Origin of the sequence: Pseudomonas tohonis (assembly GCF_012767755.2) — a bacterium.
In the GTDB taxonomy this organism is placed as follows: domain Bacteria; phylum Pseudomonadota; class Gammaproteobacteria; order Pseudomonadales; family Pseudomonadaceae; genus Metapseudomonas; species Metapseudomonas tohonis.
Window position 1 is genome coordinate 3254356 of the sequence record NZ_AP023189.1, and the last position, 17420, is coordinate 3271775.

General features: G+C 67.5%; 15 protein-coding genes. All 15 read left to right on the forward strand.

Features of this window, described 5'->3' with window-relative positions:
* Nucleotides 1–31 precede the first annotated feature (31 nt).
* The 15 genes from HSX14_RS14915 to HSX14_RS14985 all read left to right on the forward strand — a co-directional run bounded on the left by HSX14_RS14915 (nucleotide 32) and on the right by HSX14_RS14985 (nucleotide 17350).
* A complete protein-coding gene (locus HSX14_RS14915; protein ID WP_173178675.1) occupies nucleotides 32–1522 on the forward strand; it encodes an aldehyde dehydrogenase family protein in 1491 nt (496 codons plus the stop codon).
* A 369-nt stretch (nucleotides 1523–1891) separates the two neighbouring features.
* Nucleotides 1892–2821, forward strand: coding sequence for a pca operon transcription factor PcaQ (gene pcaQ / locus HSX14_RS14920; protein ID WP_173178674.1), 930 nt, complete (start codon nucleotides 1892–1894; stop codon nucleotides 2819–2821).
* Nucleotides 2822–2938: 117 nt separating this feature from the next.
* Nucleotides 2939–3658, forward strand: coding sequence for a protocatechuate 3,4-dioxygenase subunit beta (gene pcaH, locus HSX14_RS14925; protein ID WP_173178673.1), 720 nt, complete (start codon nucleotides 2939–2941; stop codon nucleotides 3656–3658).
* A 12-nt stretch (nucleotides 3659–3670) separates the two neighbouring features.
* Nucleotides 3671–4276, forward strand: a complete 606-nt coding sequence (gene pcaG / locus HSX14_RS14930) for a protocatechuate 3,4-dioxygenase subunit alpha (RefSeq protein WP_173178672.1) — start codon at nucleotides 3671–3673, stop codon at nucleotides 4274–4276.
* Nucleotides 4266–5357 (forward strand): cell division protein ZapE, encoded by a 1092-nt coding sequence (zapE, locus tag HSX14_RS14935; RefSeq protein ID WP_173178671.1) that lies wholly within the window; start codon nucleotides 4266–4268, stop codon nucleotides 5355–5357. Before pcaG ends, zapE begins: the two co-directional genes overlap by 11 nt.
* 127 nt (nucleotides 5358–5484) lie before the next feature.
* Nucleotides 5485–6327: an IclR family transcriptional regulator domain-containing protein gene (locus tag HSX14_RS14940; protein WP_111263928.1), complete on the forward strand. Its 843-nt coding sequence runs from the start codon at nucleotides 5485–5487 to the stop codon at nucleotides 6325–6327.
* A gap of 321 nt (nucleotides 6328–6648) precedes the next feature.
* A complete protein-coding gene (pcaK, locus tag HSX14_RS14945; protein WP_173178670.1) occupies nucleotides 6649–7998 on the forward strand; it encodes a 4-hydroxybenzoate transporter PcaK in 1350 nt (449 codons plus the stop codon).
* A 205-nt stretch (nucleotides 7999–8203) separates the two neighbouring features.
* On the forward strand, nucleotides 8204–9163 hold the full coding sequence (locus tag HSX14_RS14950; RefSeq protein ID WP_173178669.1) for an AraC family transcriptional regulator: 960 nt from the start codon (nucleotides 8204–8206) through the stop codon (nucleotides 9161–9163).
* Between the two features lie 305 nt (nucleotides 9164–9468).
* The gene (gene benA / locus HSX14_RS14955) at nucleotides 9469–10827 is read left to right on the forward strand and encodes a benzoate 1,2-dioxygenase large subunit (RefSeq protein WP_173178668.1); all 1359 of its coding nucleotides are present in this window, start codon (nucleotides 9469–9471) and stop codon (nucleotides 10825–10827) included.
* Nucleotides 10824–11312: a benzoate 1,2-dioxygenase small subunit gene (gene benB / locus HSX14_RS14960; RefSeq protein ID WP_173178667.1), complete on the forward strand. Its 489-nt coding sequence runs from the start codon at nucleotides 10824–10826 to the stop codon at nucleotides 11310–11312. The genes benA and benB overlap by 4 nt, the downstream gene beginning before the upstream one ends.
* Nucleotides 11313–11379: 67 nt before the next feature.
* Complete coding sequence (gene benC / locus HSX14_RS14965) at nucleotides 11380–12393, forward strand: benzoate 1,2-dioxygenase electron transfer component BenC (protein ID WP_173178666.1); 1014 nt, start codon at nucleotides 11380–11382, stop codon at nucleotides 12391–12393.
* Nucleotides 12394–12511: 118 nt separating this feature from the next.
* Nucleotides 12512–13285 (forward strand): 1,6-dihydroxycyclohexa-2,4-diene-1-carboxylate dehydrogenase, encoded by a 774-nt coding sequence (locus tag HSX14_RS14970; RefSeq protein WP_173178665.1) that lies wholly within the window; start codon nucleotides 12512–12514, stop codon nucleotides 13283–13285.
* A gap of 106 nt (nucleotides 13286–13391) precedes the next feature.
* Complete coding sequence (locus HSX14_RS14975) at nucleotides 13392–14717, forward strand: MFS transporter (protein ID WP_173178664.1); 1326 nt, start codon at nucleotides 13392–13394, stop codon at nucleotides 14715–14717.
* 37 nt (nucleotides 14718–14754) lie between these two features.
* On the forward strand, nucleotides 14755–15969 hold the full coding sequence (locus HSX14_RS14980) for a benzoate/H(+) symporter BenE family transporter (protein WP_173178663.1): 1215 nt from the start codon (nucleotides 14755–14757) through the stop codon (nucleotides 15967–15969).
* A gap of 124 nt (nucleotides 15970–16093) precedes the next feature.
* A complete protein-coding gene (locus tag HSX14_RS14985) occupies nucleotides 16094–17350 on the forward strand; it encodes an OprD family porin (protein WP_173178662.1) in 1257 nt (418 codons plus the stop codon).
* Nucleotides 17351–17420: the final 70 nt, after the last annotated feature.

A 17420-nucleotide genomic window follows, 5' to 3' on the forward strand; every position in this document is an offset into this window, starting at 1 on the left:
CCCGAACCCTTCCACGAACGAGGACAAGCACATGAACAAGGTCGAAGTACTGCCGCAGGTCGCGGCCTTCCTGAAACGCCGCCACGGCTGCTTCATCGATGGCCGTTGGGTGGTGCCCGAAGGCGCATCCACCCCCGTACTGAACCCGGCCACGGGCGAGGCCATCGCCGAGGTGGCGGAAGCCGATGACGCGCTGCTGGACCGCGCCGTGCAATCGGCCCACCGCGCCTTCAAGGCCGGTGCCTGGTCGGGCCTGCGCCCGGCCGATCGCGAACGCATCCTGCTGCGCTTCACCGCGCTGGTCGAGGAGCACGGCGAGGAGCTGGCGCAGCTGGAGACCCTGAGCCAGGGCAAGTCCATCAACATGGCGCGGATGCTCGACGTCGGCGCCACGGTGGAGTTCATGCGCTACATGGCCGGCTGGGCGACCAAGATCGAGGGCCAGACCCTGGACGTTTCCATCCCGCTGCCCGAAGGCGCGCGCTTCACCGCCTTCGCCCGCCGCGAGCCGGTGGGCGTGGTGGCCGGCATCGTGCCCTGGAACTTCCCGCTGATGATCACCACCTGGAAGCTGATGCCGGCGCTGGCCTGCGGCTGCACGGTGGTGATCAAGCCGGCCACCGAGACGCCGCTGACCGCGCTGCGCCTGGCCGAGCTGGCGCTGGAGGCGGGCATCCCGCCGGGGGTGTTCAACCTGGTCACCGGCGGTGGTGCCACCGTGGGCAACGCCCTGGCCTCGCACCCGCTGATCAACAAGGTGTCCTTCACCGGCTCCACCGCCGTGGGCAAGAGCGTCGGCGCGGTGGCGGTGCGCAACATGACCCGCTTCGCCCTGGAGCTGGGCGGCAAGAACCCGATGATCATCCTCGCCGACGCGGACATCGACAAAGCCATCGGTGGCGCGCTGCTCGGCGGCCTGCTCAACCAGGGCCAGGTCTGCGCCGCGGCCTCGCGCTTCTACGTGCAGCGTTCGCGCTACGACGAGTTCGTCGAGAAGCTGGCCGGCGCCGTTTCCGGCCTGAGCATCGGTGCGGGCATGGACTGCGATGCGGCGATCAACCCGCTGGTCTCGCGCAAGCAGCAGCAGGGCGTGCTGCGCCACATCGAACTGGCCCGCAGCGAGGGCGCCCGCGTCGTCACCGGAGGCACGCCGGTCGAGGGCGAGGGCTTCTACGTGCGCCCCACGGTGCTGGCGGACGTCGAGCACGGCATGACCGTGGCCCGCGAGGAAGTGTTCGGCCCGGTGTTGTCGGTGATCCCCTTCGACGACGAGGACAGCGCCATCGCGATGGCCAACGACAGCGAGTACGGCCTGGCCGCCAGCCTCTGGACCAACGACCTGACCAAGGCGATGAACCTGGTCCCGCGTATCGAAGCCGGCACCGTGTGGGTCAACGCCCATGTGCTGCTGGACCCCAACATGCCGTTCGGCGGCGTCAAGCAATCGGGCATGGGCCGCGAGTTCGGCCGCACCGTCATCGAGGCCTACACCGAGCTGAAATCGGTGTGCATCGCCCACTGAGCAAGTGCGACACCCTCCTAATTCACAGGCCTTCGGGCCTGTTTTTTTATGGGTGTCTTTCAGTGGGCCCCCGTGTGCGCGGGGGTGACGGTGTAGAGGGGTAATTTGTCGCCCCGTCATCCTCGCGAACGCGGGGATCCACTCAACCCAGCGGGCGCGGCGTTGCCTGGGGCTGCGCATCGCGAATGAATTCGCTCCCACGGGGGGACGGGCAGCGCGAACCCTTCAGCCACCTCGTCATCCCCGCGAACGCGGGGATCCACTCGACGGCCATGCGCCGGGCCTCCCATCGCGGGTCATAACCAAACCTGTTGGCCTGAGCGGCATTCGAGGCTAGGCTTCGGCCATTTCCCTCATCGGGCAGCTGCCGTGAATATCGATACCCGCATCAAGTTCCGCCACCTGGTGTGCTTCCTCGAAGTGGCGCGCCAGGGCACCCTGGCGCGGGCGGCGGACAGGCTGGCGGTGAGCCAGCCGGCCATCTCCAAGACCCTCAAGGAGCTGGAGGAGCTGCTCGGCACCAGCCTCTTCGCGCGCAGCAAGAGTGGCGTCACCCTCAGCGAGGCGGGCGTGGCCTTCATGCGCTACGCGGGCCCCTGCGTGCAGGCGCTGCGCGATGGCGTGGACAGCCTGCGCAGCGGCGAGCACGAGTCCGCCAGCCTGCGCCTGGGCGTGCTGTCCACGGTGGAGAGCCTGCTGGTGCCCGAGGTGGTGCGCCGCCTGCACGCGCGCCACCCGACCCTGGTGGCCAGCGTGGTGACCGGCCCCAGCGCCTTCCTGCTGTCGCAACTGCACCTGGGCGAGCTGGACCTGGTGGTGGGGCGCATGACCGACAGCCCGCAGATCCAGGGCCTGCTGTTCGAGCACCTGTACAGCGAGTCGATGACCCTGGTGGTACGCCCCGGCCACCCGCTGCTGGAGGGACCTCTGCAACGCGAGCGGTTGCAGGACCACCCCCTGGTGCTGCCGCTGGCCGGCACCACCATCCGCAAATACGCCGACGCCTTCTTCGTGCAATGCGGCATCAGCCAGCCGCGCCAGCGCCTGGAAACCCTCTCCGTGGCCCTGAGCCGTCGCTACGTGCAGACCAGCGAGGCCATCTGGATCGCGCCCACCGACGCCGTGCGACTGGACCTGCAGCGGGGCGAGCTGGTGGAGCTGCAGCTGGGCATCCGCGAGCCGGGCGGCTCGGTGGGCATCTGCAGCAATGCGGCGCTGCCGCTGCCTTTGGCGGCGCACTGGTGCGTCGAGGTGCTGCGCGAGCTGGGCCAGGCCTATCGGGAAGGGCAGTACCCTTAACCCATTGGTTATGGATGGGGCGCGTTATTTCAGTTTTCCAGGCTCCCGCGAGGCGTGACACTTCGCCACAGCCTGCTGCCCCGCAGCCTCCACAAATCCAATAACGAGGAGATCGACATGCCCGATGCGCAACAGAGCCGCTTCGTCATTCGTGATCGCAACTGGCACCCCAAAGCCCTGACGCCCGACTACAAGACCTCCGTCCCGCGTTCCCCGCGCCAGGCGCTGGTGAGCATCCCGCAATCGGTTTCCGAGACCAGCGGCCCGGACTTCTCGCACCTGAAGCTGGGGCGCTTCGACAACGACCTCCTGCTCAACTTCGACCACGGCGGCCTGCCCATCGGCGAGCGCATCATCGTGGCCGGGCGCGTCTGCGACCAATACGGCAAGCCGATCCCGCACACCCTGGTGGAAATGTGGCAGGCCAACGCCGGCGGCCGCTATCGCCACAAGAACGACCGCTACCTGGCGCCGCTGGACCCGAACTTCGGCGGCGTCGGCCGTGCGCTGACCGACAGCGAGGGCTACTACAGCTTCCGCACCATCAAGCCCGGCCCCTATCCCTGGCGCAACGGCCCCAACGACTGGCGTCCGGCGCACATCCATTTCTCCATCAGCGGGCCGTCGATCGCCACGCGGCTCATCACCCAGCTGTACTTCGAAGGCGATCCGCTGATCCCGATGTGCCCCATCGTCAAATCCATCGCCAACCCCGAGGCGGTGCAGAGCCTGATCGCCAGGCTCGACATGAGCGCGGCCAATCCCATGGATTGCCTGGCCTACCGCTTTGACATCGTCCTGCGCGGCCAGCGCCGCACCCACTTCGAGAACCGCTGAGGAGCTGCGCGCATGCCCATTCAATTGCTGCCGGAAACCCCGTCGCAAACCGCCGGCCCCTATGTGCACATCGGCCTGGCGCTCGCCGCTGCCGGCAACCCGGCCCGCGACCTGGAAATCTGGAACGAGATGGCCAGGCCCGGGGCGCCCGGCGAGCACATCCTGCTCATCGGCCATGTCTACGACGGCAACGGCCACCTGGTGCGCGATTCCTTCCTGGAGTTCTGGCAGGCCGACCACGAGGGGCGCTATGACTGCGCCTTCGACCCGGAGAAGCCGTTCAACGGCTTCGGCCGTACCGCCACCACCTTCGACGCTGGCGAGTGGACGCTGAAGACCATCAAGCCCGGCGTGGTGCACAACGCCGCCGGGGTGCCCATGGCGCCGCACATCAACGTCTCGCTGTTCGCCCGGGGCATCAACATCCACCTGCAGACGCGCCTGTACTTCGACGACGAGGCCGAGGCCAACGCCCGCTGCCCGGTGCTCGCCCTGATCGAGCAGCCGCAGCGCCGGGAAACCCTCGTCGCCCAGCGCTGCGAGGTGGACGGCACGCTCGCTTACCGCTTTGATATCCGCATCCAGGGGGAAGGGGAAACGGTCTTCTTTGACTTCTAGAACGCTGCACTCCGATCAGCCCGCCGAAACGGTCCTCGACCGTATCCGGCGGCACTTCAACGCCGTGCTGGAGGCGCGGGGCTACCGCGCCGACAGCGCACAGCAGGCGGCCATCGAGCACCTCGGCGACTGGCTGGGCAAGCACCTGGCCGCGCGCCGGGGCTGGTTCCGCCGGCCGGTGGCGGGTGTCTACCTGTGGGGCGGCGTCGGCCGGGGCAAGAGCTTCGTGATGGACGCCTTCTTCGCCGCCGCGCCGGTGCAGGCCAAGCGCCGCGTGCACTTCCACGCCTTCCTGCAGGAGTTGCAGGTGCGCATGCTCGCCTTCAGCGGCCAGTCCGATCCCCTGGCCCGTGTCGCCCGGGAGATCGCCCAGCAGACGCGCTTGCTGTGCTTCGACGAATTCCACGTGCACGACATCGGCGACGCCATGCTGCTCGGGCGCCTGCTCAAGGTGCTGGTGGAGGAGGGCGTGGGGCTGGTCTGCACCTCCAACTACAGCCCCGACAGGCTGTGCCCGAACCCGCTGTACCGTGAGCGCTTCCGCCCGGCCATCCAGCTGATCGAGAAGCGCTTCGACGTGTTCTCCCTCGACGCCGGCCAGGACTACCGCCAGCACAGCACCGAGCTGGAGGCCTGGGGCGACTACTGCTGGCCCGAACCGGACGATGGCGGCGCGCTGATCCGCCGCACGCTGGGGCTGGGGGAGGGCGCGGCGCTGCACCAGTTGCTGGAGGTGAACCACCACCCGCTGCGGGTGCATGCACTGGAAGGCGACCGGGCCTGGCTGGACTTCCACGAGCTGTTCGCCACGCCGCGCTCGGCCAGTGACTACCTGTGGCTGATCGAGCACTTCCCGCACATGGCGGTCAGTGGCCTGGACCGCCTGGGCGATCACCCGCAGGACGTCAGCCAGCGCTTCCTGAATTTCATCGACATCGCCTACGACCGGGGGCTACACCTGCGGCTGTTCTCCGCCGTGGCGCTGGAGCAACTGGCCGAGGGCGGCAATGCCGTGGATTTCGCCCGCACCCTGAGCCGCATGAAGCAACTGCGCAGCGTGAAGCTCGATACCGCCCACTAGAGAATCCGCCGGGACCACCGTCATCCCCGCAAATGCGGGGACCCACTGGACGGCCGCCAATTGCGATAACCGCCCACCGCTTCGATAATCGCCCATCAGCCCGGTGCGATAGCCAAGGACAACAACAATGAGCGACGAACAACGAGTCCCCCTGCCGCCCCTGGCGCCGCCCATCATCGCCTCGCCGGCCAAGCGCATCGAAGCCTTCACCGGCGACCCCAACTTCATGACTTCCCTGGCCCGTGGCCTGGCGGTGATCCACGCCTTCCAGGAGCGCAAGCGCCACCTGACCATCGCCCAGATCAGCCACCGCACCGAGATCCCCCGCGCCGCCGTGCGCCGCTGCCTGCACACGCTGATGAGCCTCGGCTACGTGACCACCGACGGGCGCACCTATTCGCTGCTGCCCAAGGTGCTCACCCTCGGCCACGCCTACCTGTCCTCGACGCCACTGGCGGTCACCGCGCAACCGATCCTCGACCGCCTCAGCGAGCAGCTGCACGAGGCCTGTTCCATGGCCACCCTGGAGGGCGACGAGATCCTCTACATCGCGCGCTCGGCCACGCCGCAGCGGCTGATCTCGGTGGACCTCAGCGTCGGCAGCCGGCTGCCGGCCTACTGCACGTCGATGGGGCGCATCCTCCTCGCCGCGCTGGATGACGCGGCGCTGGAGGAGTACATCGAGCACGCCGACCTGCAGATCAAGACCAGCCGCACCGTGCACACGGCGCAAGGGCTGCGCGCGAGCATCGCGCAGATCCGCACCCAGGGCTGGGTGATCATCGATCAGGAGCTGGAGGTCGGCCTGCGTTCGGTGGCGGTGCCGCTGAAGGATTCCGCTGGCCAGGTGCTCGCCGCCCTCAACGTCGGCACCCATGCCGGGCGCGTCACCCGCCAGGAGCTGGAGACGCGCTTCCTGCCGGTGCTGCTGGAAGCGAGCAAGGAGCTCAGCGCACGGCTGTTCCAGTAGGCGCCGGCCCCCCGTGGGGCCGGCATCCGCCTACCGCTTGCAAAGCGTTCGATAAGCGCACGCAGAGTCGATTATCGAATTGAACTGCCCCAGGCCTCTCCGTAGTGTTTGCCGGGCCGCACGAGACGCTGCGGTCCCATAAAAACAATGAGAGTCAGCCATGGCCAGCAGCCACCCGCGGTGCTCCCGCGCGCAGCCGTTGCACGCCGCAGGGTTCCGCTTGCCGGGCACGCTCATTCCTGTCTCATTCGTGCGATACCCCACGGAGGCCGAGATCATCGGCCCGTGCCGCGCGAAGAGGCCTTCACAGGAACTTCCGACATGACCCGCCCTGCATCGCTACCGGTCGCCGGTACCCTCGACGTCCAATCCTTCATCAACGCCCAGCCGCTTTCCCGCTACCAATGGCGGATCGTGCTGCTGTGCTTCCTCATCGTCTTCCTCGACGGCCTCGACACCGCCGCCATGGGCTTCATCGCCCCGGCACTGACCCAGGACTGGGGCATCGACCGCGCCAGCCTCGGCCCGGTGATGAGCGCCGCACTGATCGGCATGGTCTTCGGTGCCCTCGGTTCCGGCCCGCTGGCCGACCGCTTCGGCCGCAAGATCGTGCTGGTGGTGGCGGTGTTCCTCTTCGGCCTGTTCAGCCTTCTGTCGGCCTTCAGCAGCGACATCGACCAGTTGCTGGTGCTGCGCCTGCTCACCGGCCTCGGCCTGGGCGCGGCGATGCCCAACGCCACCACGCTGCTGTCCGAGTACACCCCGGAGCGCCTCAAGTCGCTGCTGGTGACCAGCATGTTCTGCGGCTTCAACCTGGGCATGGCCTCCGGTGGCTTCGTCTCCGCGAAGATGATCCCGGCCTTCGGCTGGCACAGCCTGCTGCTGCTCGGCGGCGTGCTGCCGCTGCTGCTGGCGGTGGTGTTGCTGCTCTGGCTGCCGGAATCCGCCCGCTACCTGGTGGTGCGCAACCGCGGAGCCGACAGGGTGCGCCAGGTGCTGGCGCCCATCGCCCCGGCTGAAGTCGCCGTGGCCACCGACTTCAGCGTGCCGGAGCAGAAGACGGTGCAGAGCCGCAACGTGCTCAAGGTGGTCTTCGCCGGCACCTACAGCGCCGGCACCCTGCTGCTGTGGCTGACCTATTTCATGGGCCTGGTGATCGTCTACCTGCTCACCAGCTGGCTGCCGACCCTGATGCGCGACAGCGGCGCGAGCATGGAGCAGGCCGCCTTCATCGGCGCGCTGTTCCAGTTCGGCGGCGTGCTCAGCGCCGTCGGCGTGGGCTGGGCGATGGACAAGTTCAACCCGCACAAGGTCATTGGCGTCTTCTACCTGCTGGCGGGCGTCTTCGCCTATTTCGTCGGCCAGAGCCTGGGGCAGGTCACCCTGCTGGCGACCCTGGTGCTGCTCGCCGGCATGTGCATCAACGGCGCGCAATCGGCGATGCCGTCCCTGGCCGCACGCTTCTACCCCACCCAGGGCCGCGCCACGGGTGTGTCCTGGATGCTCGGCATCGGCCGCTTCGGCGCCATCCTCGGTGCCTGGATCGGCGCCACGCTGCTGGGCCTGGGCTGGAACTTCGAACAGGTGCTGACCGCGCTCGTGGTCCCCGCCGCCATCGCCACCGCGGCGGTGGTGATCAAGGGGCTGGTGAGCCATGCGGATGCGACCTGAACCTGCGTGACGAGGAGGCGGGTCGTTGCGCTCCGCCTCCGGTTGTCCAGCCGCCCTGGAGCTCTGCAGCCCGGGCACCCCGTGACTCAGCGCGGGTGTCCGATAATCGAACAGATATTCCGCCGACGAATTGCTTGGTTCGCGAGCCCGGGGATACCGTGCCGGTCACTGTGGCTCCGTAAATAACAACAAGAGTGCGTTGGACATGGAAAATTGCCTGCTGAGCGAGCGCAGCATGGTGTTTGAGCGTGCCGACCCTTATGCGGTGTCGGGTTACGTCAACCAGCATGTCGGCTCCCACGATATCCGCCTGCCCACCCTGGGGCGGCCCGAGGCCAGCCTCAATCACCGCAAGTTCGCCAGCCTGGACCTGTGCCGCATCAGCTATGGCGGCAGCGTGCGGGTCACCTCGCCGGCCCTGGAAACCATCTACCACCTGCAGGTGCTGCTGCGCGGCAACTGCCTGTGGCGGGGGCGTCGCCAGGAGCATTATCTCGCGCCGGGCGATCTGCTGCTGATCAACCCGGACGATCCGGTCGATCTGACCTATTCCGACGACTGCGAGAAATTCATCCTCAAGATGCCGGTCGCGCTCATCGACGCCGTATGCGACGAGCAGCGCTGGCTGCATCCTGGCGACGGCGTGCGGTTCCTGCAGAACCGCTACCGGCTGCTGGAGCTGGATGGCTTCATCAACCTGCTGGCCATGGTCTGCCGGGAGGCGGAAAGCAGCGACCCCTTGCAGCGGGTGCAGGAGCACTACACGCAGATAGTCGCCAGCAAGATGCTCACGCTGATGCGCACCAATGTCAGCCGCGAGCAGCTCGGCACCCAGGCCGCGTCCTTCGAACGCATCGCCGAGCACATCGAGCGCAACCTCAAGCAGGACATCTCCAGCGAGGAACTGGCCGCCCAGGCGCAGATGAGCCTGCGTTCGCTCTACGCGCTGTTCGAGCGCCACGCCGGTACCACGCCCAGGAACTACATCCGCCTGAAGAAGCTCGAGCGCATCCATGCCTGCCTCGGCGATCCGGACTGCTGCGTGCGCAGCATCACCGAGCTGGCGCTGGACTATGGCTTCTTGCACCTGGGGCGCTTTTCCGAGAACTACAAGGCGCAGTTCGGCGAATTGCCGTCGGACACCTTGAGGCGGCGCGGCTTGTAGCCCGAGCCCCCGACTCGGGGGCACCCCTCCATCCGCGAGTGTAGGGTGGAGGTCGCTTTTTACCTCCACCCTGACGGTGTCTCATGTGGCTCCGGGGTGGGGCAGTCCTGCCGCTTGCCTGGCGAATGAATCCGCCCCTGCAAGAAGCGCGTCCGTGCCCTGGAGCGGGCGTCGCGCGCGGTATGTGCAACACCCCGTAACCCCTCTGCACAAAACGGATAGCGATCTGCACACAGCGGATATTGCCCTCGCTCCCGCATCCCTAACCTGAGCCTGCCTGAACAATAACAATGGAGGCCCTGGCCATGTCCCTGGGATTCGATTACCTGCACTCGCTGCTCGAGGAAGACAAGGAGAAGGGCATCTACCGCTGCAAGCGCGAGATGTTCACCGACCCCCGCCTGTTCGAACTGGAGATGAAACACATCTTCGAGGGCAACTGGATCTACCTGGCCCATGAGAGCCAGCTCCCCAACGTCCACGACTACCTGACCCTGACCATGGGGCGCCAGCCGGTCTTCATCGCGCGCAACAAGGAGGGTCGGCTCAACGCATTCCTCAACGCCTGCAGCCATCGCGGTGCCCAGCTCTGCCGGCACAAGCGCGGCAACCGTTCCAGCTACACCTGCCCCTTCCACGGCTGGACCTTCAACAACAGCGGCAAGCTGCTCAAGGTCAAGGACCCCGCCGAGGCAGGCTACCCGGCGAGCTTCAACTGCGAAGGCTCCCATGACCTGACCCCTGTCGCCCGCTTCGAGTCCTACCGCGGCTTCCTCTTCGGCAGCCTCAACCCGGATGTGGTGCCGCTGGCCGAGCACCTGGGCGAGTCGGCGAAGATCATCGACATGATCGTCGACCAGTCCCCCGGGGGCCTGGAGGTGCTGCGCGGCTCCAGCAGCTACCTCTACGAAGGCAACTGGAAGCTGACCGCCGAGAACGGTGCCGATGGCTACCACGTGAGCTCCGTGCACTGGAACTACGCCGCCACCCAGAACCAGCGCAAGCAGCGCGAGGCCGGCGAGGAGATCAGGACCATGAGCGCCGGCAGCTGGGCGAAGAACGGCGGCGGCTTCTACTCCTTCGAGAATGGCCACCTGCTGCTCTGGACCCGCTGGGCCAACCCCGAGGACCGCCCGCTCTACGAGCGCCGCGACGAGCTGGCCCGGGACTTCGGCCAGGCCCGCGCCGACTGGATGATCCACAACTCGCGCAACCTCTGCCTGTACCCCAACGTCTACCTGATGGACCAGTTCAGCTCGCAGATCCGCATCGCCCGGCCGATCTCCGTCGACCAGACCGAAATCACCATCTACTGCATCGCCCCCAGGGGGGAGAGCGCCGAGGCCCGCGCCAGGCGCATCCGCCAGTACGAGGACTTCTTCAACGTCAGCGGCATGGCCACGCCCGACGACCTCGAGGAGTTCCGCTCCTGCCAGCTGGGCTACGGCGGCGGCCGTGGCTGGAACGACATGTCCCGGGGCGCCGCCCATTGGGTGGAAGGTGCCGACGAAGCCGCCCGCGAGATCGGCCTGCACCCGCGGCTCTCCGGTGTGCGGACCGAAGACGAAGGCCTGTTCGTCCTGCAGCACCTGTACTGGCAGCAGGCCCTGCGCCAGGCCGTCGAGGCCGAGCAGCGGCTGATCCCCGTGGAGGCCGTGCAATGAACGCTTCCTACGAAACCGTGCGCGACTTCCTCTACCGCGAGGCCCGCTACCTCGACGACAAGGACTGGGACAACTGGCTGGAACTCTATGCCGCCGATGCCAGTTTCTGGATGCCGTCTTGGGACGATGACGACGAGCTGACCACGGACCCGCAAAGCGAGATCTCGCTGATCTGGTATGGCAACCGTGGCGGCCTGGAGGACCGTGTGTTCCGCATCAAGACCGAGCGTTCCAGCGCGACCATGCCGGACACCCGCACCTCCCACAACATCAGCAACGTCGAGATCCTCGAGGTCGCCGATGGCCTCTGCCAGGTGCGCTTCAACTGGCACACCCTGAGCTTCCGCTACAAGACCGTGGACAGCTATTTCGGCACCAGTTTCTACACGTTGGACGTGCGCGCCGAGCAGCCGGTGATCAAGGCGAAGAAAGTCGTTCTGAAGAACGACTACGTCCGCCAGCTCATCGACATCTACCACATTTGATGGCGCGCTCCGGGGTGGTCGTGCCTGTGCCGGACGGCCACCGGAGCCGTGCTTCGCGGAGACAGACATGACTCACCAGATCGCGCTTACCTTCGAAGACGGCGTAACCCGCTTCATCGACGCCAGCCCCGGCGAAACCGTGGCCGATGCGGCCTATCGCCAGGGCATCAACATCCCACTGGACTGCCGTGACGGCGCCTGCGGCACCTGCAAGTGCCTTGCCGAGGCCGGCCGCTACGACCTGGGCCAGGACTACATCGAGGACGCCCTCAGCGAGGAGGAAGCCGCCCAGGGGTACGTGCTCACCTGCCAGATGCGCGCGGCAAGCGATTGCGTCGTGCGGGTGCCGGCGTCCTCCGACCTCTGCAAGACCCAGCAGGCCCGCTTCGAGGCGGCCATCAGCGAGGTGCGCCAGCTCTCCGACAGCACCATCGCCCTGTCCATCAAGGGCGAGTCACTGGCCAGGCTGGCCTTCCTGCCGGGGCAGTACGTCAACCTCAAGGTGCCGGGCAGCGAGCAGTCCCGCGCCTATTCCTTCAGCTCGCTGCAGAAGGGCGGCGAGGTCAGCTTCCTGATCCGCAACGTGCCGGGCGGCCTGATGAGCAGCTTCCTCACGGGCCTGGCCAAGGCCGGCGACCAGCTGACCCTGGCCGGCCCCCTGGGCAGCTTCTACCTGCGCGACATCCGCCGGCCCTTGCTGCTGCTGGCCGGTGGCACCGGGCTCGCCCCCTTCACCGCGATGCTGGAGAAGATCGCCGAGCAGGGCAGCGAGCATCCCCTGCACCTGATCTACGGCGTGACCCACGACTTCGACCTGGTGGAACTGGACAAGCTGGAAGCCTTCGCCGCGCGCATCCCCAACTTCACCTTCAGCGCCTGCGTGGCCAGCCCCGACAGCAGCTACCCGCAGAAGGGCTACGTCACCGAGCACATCGCACCCGGGCACCTCAACGAGGGCGACGTGGACATCTACCTCTGCGGCCCGCCGCCGATGGTGGAGGCGGTGAGCCGGTTCATTCGCGAGCAGGGCGTGCAGCCGGCGAACTTCTACTACGAGAAGTTCGCCGCCAGCGCGGCCTGACGGTACTGCGGACGCAGCTTGGCGCAGAGCGCAGCGAAGCCCGACGCCTGGATCGACGGGCCTCGCGCAGCTCGGCCCAACCTACGAATCGCCATTGCCCACTTTGAGGTGTATTGCCATGAACAAGAGATTCCAGGACAAGGTCGCGCTGGTCACCGGCGCGGCGCAGGGCATCGGCCGCCGCGTCGCCGAGCGCCTGGTTGAGGAGGGCGCGAGCCTGGTGGCGGTGGACCGCTCCGAGCTGGTCCTCGAACTGCGCGAGCAGCTGGGGGAGGGCCGGGTCCTGACGCTGACCGCCGACCTCGAGCGCTACACCGAATGCAGCCGGGTGATGGAGGCGGCGGTGGCACGCTTCGGCCGCCTCGACGTGCTGGTCAACAACGTCGGGGGCACCATCTGGGCCAAGCCCTACGAGCACTACCAGGCGCACGAGATCGAGGCGGAAGTGCGCCGCTCGCTGTTCCCCACCCTGTGGTGCTGCCACGCCGCGCTGCCCTACATGCTGGAGCGGGGCGCGGGGGCCATCGTCAATGTTTCCTCCATCGCCACCCGCAGCCTCAACCGCGTGCCCTACGGCGCGGCGAAGGGCGGCGTCAACGCACTGACCGCCTGCCTCGCGTTCGAGAACGCCGAGCGCGGTATCCGCGTCAACGCCACCGCCCCGGGCGGCACCGAGGCCCCACCCCGGCGCATCCCGCGCAACACGTCGGAGCAGAGCGCCCAGGAGAAGGTCTGGTACCAGCAGATCGTCGACCAGACCCTCGACAGCACCCTGATGAAACGCTACGGGACCCTCGACGAGCAGGTGGGCGCGATCCTCTTCCTGGCCTCCGACGAGGCCTCCTACATCACCGGCGTGACCCTGCCGGTGGGCGGGGGTGACCAGGGCTGAAGGAGAGCGCCCCACATCCCGAAGTTCCAGGGCAATGATGGGCCGGGCACCGCCAGGCGCCCGGCCACGCAGCACCTCAACAACAAAAACAAAAGAGACCCATGCCATGCGAAAAATCGACGTTCACAGCGTTATCGACAACGCGCGCTTCTCCGGCTTTCACTGGATGGTGATGTGCTGGTGCGCGCTCCTGCTCATCTTCGACGGCTACGACCTGTTCATCTACGGCGTCGTCCTGCCCGTGCTCATGAAGGAGTGGGGCCTCACCCCACTGGAAGCCGGCGCCCTGGGCAGCTACGCGCTGTTCGGCATGATGTTCGGCGCCCTGGTCTTCGGTTCCCTGGCCGACAGGATCGGCCGCAAGAAGGGCATCGCCGTCTGCTTCGTGCTCTTCTCCGGCTTCACCGTGCTCAACGGTTTCGCCACCACCCCCACCGAGTTCGGCATCTGTCGCTTCGTCGCCGGCCTCGGCATCGGCGGGCTGATGCCCAACGTCGTCGCGCTGATGAACGAATACGCGCCGAAACGGCTGCGCAGCACCCTGGTCGCCGTGATGTTCAGCGGCTACTCCCTGGGTGGCATGCTCTCGGCCGGTGTCGGCATCTACATGCTGCCGCGCTTCGGCTGGGAGGCGATGTTCTTCGCCGCGCTGCTGCCGCTGTTGCTGCTACCGCTGATCCTCTGGTACTTGCCGGAGTCCGTCGGCTTCCTGCTGCGCCAGGGCCGGGTGGACAAGGCCCGCGCCATTCTCCAGCGCATCGACCCCGAAGCACGCATCGGTGATCAGGACGAGCTGCTGCTCAACGAGGTGAAAGCCCAGGGCACGCCGGTGCTGGAACTGTTCCGTGAGGGCCGTGGCCTGCGCACCCTGATGCTCTGGGTGGCCTTCTTCTGCTGCCTGCTGATGGTCTATGCACTGAGTTCCTGGCTGCCGAAGCTGATGGCCAACGCCGGCTACAGCCTGGGTTCCAGCCTGTCCTTCCTGCTCGCCCTGAACTTCGGCGGCATGTTCGGTGCCATCGCGGGTGGCTGGCTGGGGGATCGCTACAACCTGCCCAAGGTGGTGGTGGCCTTCTTCCTGGTGGCGGCCGTCTCCATCAGCCTGCTCGGCTTCAAGAGCCCGACCCCGGTGCTCTACCTCCTGATCGGCATCGCCGGGGCCACCACCATCGGCACGCAGATCCTGCTCTACGCCACCGCCGCGCAGTTCTACGGCCTGGCCTTCCGCTCCACGGGCCTGGGCTGGGCGTCCGGCATCGGCCGCAACGGCGCCATCGTCGGCCCGCTGCTGGGGGGCGCGCTGCTGGGCATCAACCTGCCGCTGCAACTGAACTTCATGGCCTTCGCCATTCCGGGCGCCATCGCCGCCCTGGCCATGTGCTTCGTGCATCAGCGCGAGCCTGGTGTCGCGCCCCTGGCACCGGCCGCCTGAGCCTGACAGGTCGCCCCGCAACCGGCCCGGAGGATGTATGCCCAGCCTGTTCAAGGATTGTTCGTTGTCCGCCGTGGTGGCGGGCTTCATCGCCACCCTGATTTCCTACGCAGGTCCCCTGGTGATCGTGTTCCAGGCAGCGGAGAGCGCGGCCATGCCGGCCGAGCTGCTGTCCTCCTGGGTCTGGGCGATCTCCATTGGCAGCGGCCTGCTGGGGATCGTCCTCAGCCTGCGCTACAGGGTGCCGGTGATCATCGCCTGGTCGGCACCAGGTTCCGCGCTGCTGGTGTCCATGTTGCCGGGGATCAGCCCCGGGGAGGCGGTGGGGGCCTATGTCATGGCCAACGCCATCATCCTCGCGGTGGGGCTGTCGGGGGCCTTCGACCGCATCGTCGGCAAGCTCCCGGCGGCCATCTCGGCGGCCATGCTGGCGGGCATCCTGTTCAGCTTCGGCACCCGGCTGTTCACCTCCCTCGACGATGAGCCGGCGCTGGTCATGGCCATGTTCATCACCTACCTGCTGGTGCGGCGACTGTCGCCACGCTATGCGGTCATGGCGGTGCTGCTGGTGGGCTGCGCCATCGCCGCCGGCAAGGGCCGGCTCGACACCTCGGCCCTGGTGATCGGCCTCGCCACGCCGGAGTGGGTCACCCCGAGCTTTTCCTGGCACGGCCTGTTCAACATCGCCCTGCCGCTGGTGATGGTGGCCCTGACCGGGCAGTTCGTCCCCGGTGTCGCGGTGCTGCGCAACGCCGGCTACCCGACCCCGGCCAGCCCGATCATCTCCGCCAGTGGCCTGGGCAGCCTGTTGCTGGCGCCCTTCGGTTGCCATGGCCTGACCCTCGCGGCCATCACCGCGGCCATCTGCACCGGCCGCGAGGCCCATGAGGACCCGGCCCGGCGCTACGTCTCCGGCGTGGCGGGCGGGGTGTTCTACCTGCTGCTGGGCCTCTTCGGCGCCACCCTGGTGTCGATCTTCAGCGCCTTGCCCGGGGAGCTGATCGCGGCCTTGGCCGGCCTGGCGCTGTTCGGCGCCATCGCCGGGGCCCTGGCCGGGTCCATGGCGGTGCCGGAGGACCGCGAGGCGGCCCTGATCACCTTCCTGGTCACCGCCTCGGGGATGTCCTTCCTCGGCCTCTCGGCGGCGTTCTGGGGGCTGATCTTCGGCATCGTCGCCCACCTGCTGCTGACGGCGCGCCGCGCGCCCAAGGCGGTGCCGCAAGGGGAGGAGGTTCTCGAACCCCATCCCTGATCCATCCGGCGCCGGAGTTCTCGCGGCAGCTGTCCGCGACCGGCGCACCACCTCCCCACGCCTGTGTGAGGCTCCCTGGCGGGGCCTGGGGGAGTTCCGTCCCAATAAAAACAAGAGTGACGACATGACCAAGCATTCGAGCAAACTGTGCGTTCTGCTGTCCGCCGGTGTCGGCGCGAGCCTGGCCCAGGCCGCCGAGTCGGGTTTCCTCGCGGGCTTCAGCGCGACCCTGCAGGCCCGCAACTACTACTTCAGCCGCGACTTCTCCGATATCCGCGGGCCGGAGCAATCCAGGGCGGAGGAGTGGGCCCAGGGATTCATCCTCAACGTCAGGTCCGGGTATACCGCGGGCCCCGTGGGCTTCGGCCTGGACGCCATCGGCACCCTCGGGATCAAGCTGGACAGCAGCCCGGACCGGGTCAACACCGGCCTGTTGCCGGTGCAGGAAGACGGCCGTGCCGCCGACGACTACAGCCGCCTGGGCGTGGCGGTGAAAATGCGCCTGTCGAAAACCGAGCTGAAGGTGGGCGAGCTGCAGCCCAACCTGCCGGTGCTGGCGTTCAGCGATATCCGCCTGCTGCCGCCGAGCTACCAGGGGGCGAGCATCACCTCCAGCGAAATCGCCGGGCTGACCCTGCAGGGTGGCCATCTCGCCTCCACCAGCCTGCGCAACGAAGCCGGGGACGACAAGCTGCAGGCCATGCTCGGCCACAAGCCCCAGCGCCAGGCCAGCAGCGACGCCTTCAACTACGCCGGGGCGGACTACGCCTTCAACGGCAACCGCACCATCCTGAGCGCCTGGTACGCGCAGCTGGAAGACATCTACGCGCAGCGTTTCCTCGGCCTCAAGCACAGCGAGCCGCTGGGCAACTGGGTGCTGGGAGCCAACATCGGCTATTACGTCTCGGCCGAAGACGGCAAGAAGCTCATCGGCGCCATCGACAACCAGGCCTTCTTCTCCCTGCTTTCGGCCAGGCGCGGCGGCCACACCTTCTACATCGGCTACCAGGCCATGTACGGCGACAGCGCCTTCCCCCGGGTATTCGCCAACGTCACCCCCCTGGGCAACGAGGTGCCCACCTTCGAGTTCGCCTATGCCGACGAGCGCTCGTGGCAGGTGCGCTACGACTACGACTTCGCCGCCCTCGGCGTGCCCGGCCTGGTGGCCAGTGCGCGCTACATCACCGGCGATAACGTCGACACCGGGCTCGGCTACGAAGGCAAGGACCGGGAGCGCGACCTGGACCTCGGCTACGTGATCCAGGGCGGCGCCCTCAAGGGCTTGGGCGTGCGGGTGCGCAACGTCACCGCACGCTCCAACTACCGCACCGACATCGACGAGAACCGCTTGATCCTCAGCTACACCTGGACGCTGTTCTAGATCGCGGCAAGCCCCGTGGCGCCAGGGACGGCGCGGCGGTTCCGACGGCAGGCGGCACTCGGGATAAATG

Bases quoted from the DNA above. Each gene is read 5' to 3' on its own strand.
- HSX14_RS14915 (WP_173178675.1), top strand. From the start codon at position 32: ATGAACAAGGTCGAAGTACTGCCGCAGGTCGCGGCCTTCCTGAAACGC.
- pcaH (WP_173178673.1), top strand. From the start codon at position 2,939: ATGCCCGATGCGCAACAGAGCCGCTTCGTCATTCGTGATCGCAACTGG.
- pcaG (WP_173178672.1), top strand. From the start codon at position 3,671: ATGCCCATTCAATTGCTGCCGGAAACCCCGTCGCAAACCGCCGGCCCC.
- HSX14_RS14940 (WP_111263928.1), top strand. From the start codon at position 5,485: ATGAGCGACGAACAACGAGTCCCCCTGCCGCCCCTGGCGCCGCCCATC.
- pcaK (WP_173178670.1), top strand. From the start codon at position 6,649: ATGACCCGCCCTGCATCGCTACCGGTCGCCGGTACCCTCGACGTCCAA.
- HSX14_RS14950 (WP_173178669.1), top strand. From the start codon at position 8,204: ATGGAAAATTGCCTGCTGAGCGAGCGCAGCATGGTGTTTGAGCGTGCC.
- benA (WP_173178668.1), top strand. From the start codon at position 9,469: ATGTCCCTGGGATTCGATTACCTGCACTCGCTGCTCGAGGAAGACAAG.
- benB (WP_173178667.1), top strand. From the start codon at position 10,824: ATGAACGCTTCCTACGAAACCGTGCGCGACTTCCTCTACCGCGAGGCC.
- benC (WP_173178666.1), top strand. From the start codon at position 11,380: ATGACTCACCAGATCGCGCTTACCTTCGAAGACGGCGTAACCCGCTTC.
- HSX14_RS14970 (WP_173178665.1), top strand. From the start codon at position 12,512: ATGAACAAGAGATTCCAGGACAAGGTCGCGCTGGTCACCGGCGCGGCG.
- HSX14_RS14975 (WP_173178664.1), top strand. From the start codon at position 13,392: ATGCGAAAAATCGACGTTCACAGCGTTATCGACAACGCGCGCTTCTCC.
- HSX14_RS14980 (WP_173178663.1), top strand. From the start codon at position 14,755: ATGCCCAGCCTGTTCAAGGATTGTTCGTTGTCCGCCGTGGTGGCGGGC.
- HSX14_RS14985 (WP_173178662.1), top strand. From the start codon at position 16,094: ATGACCAAGCATTCGAGCAAACTGTGCGTTCTGCTGTCCGCCGGTGTC.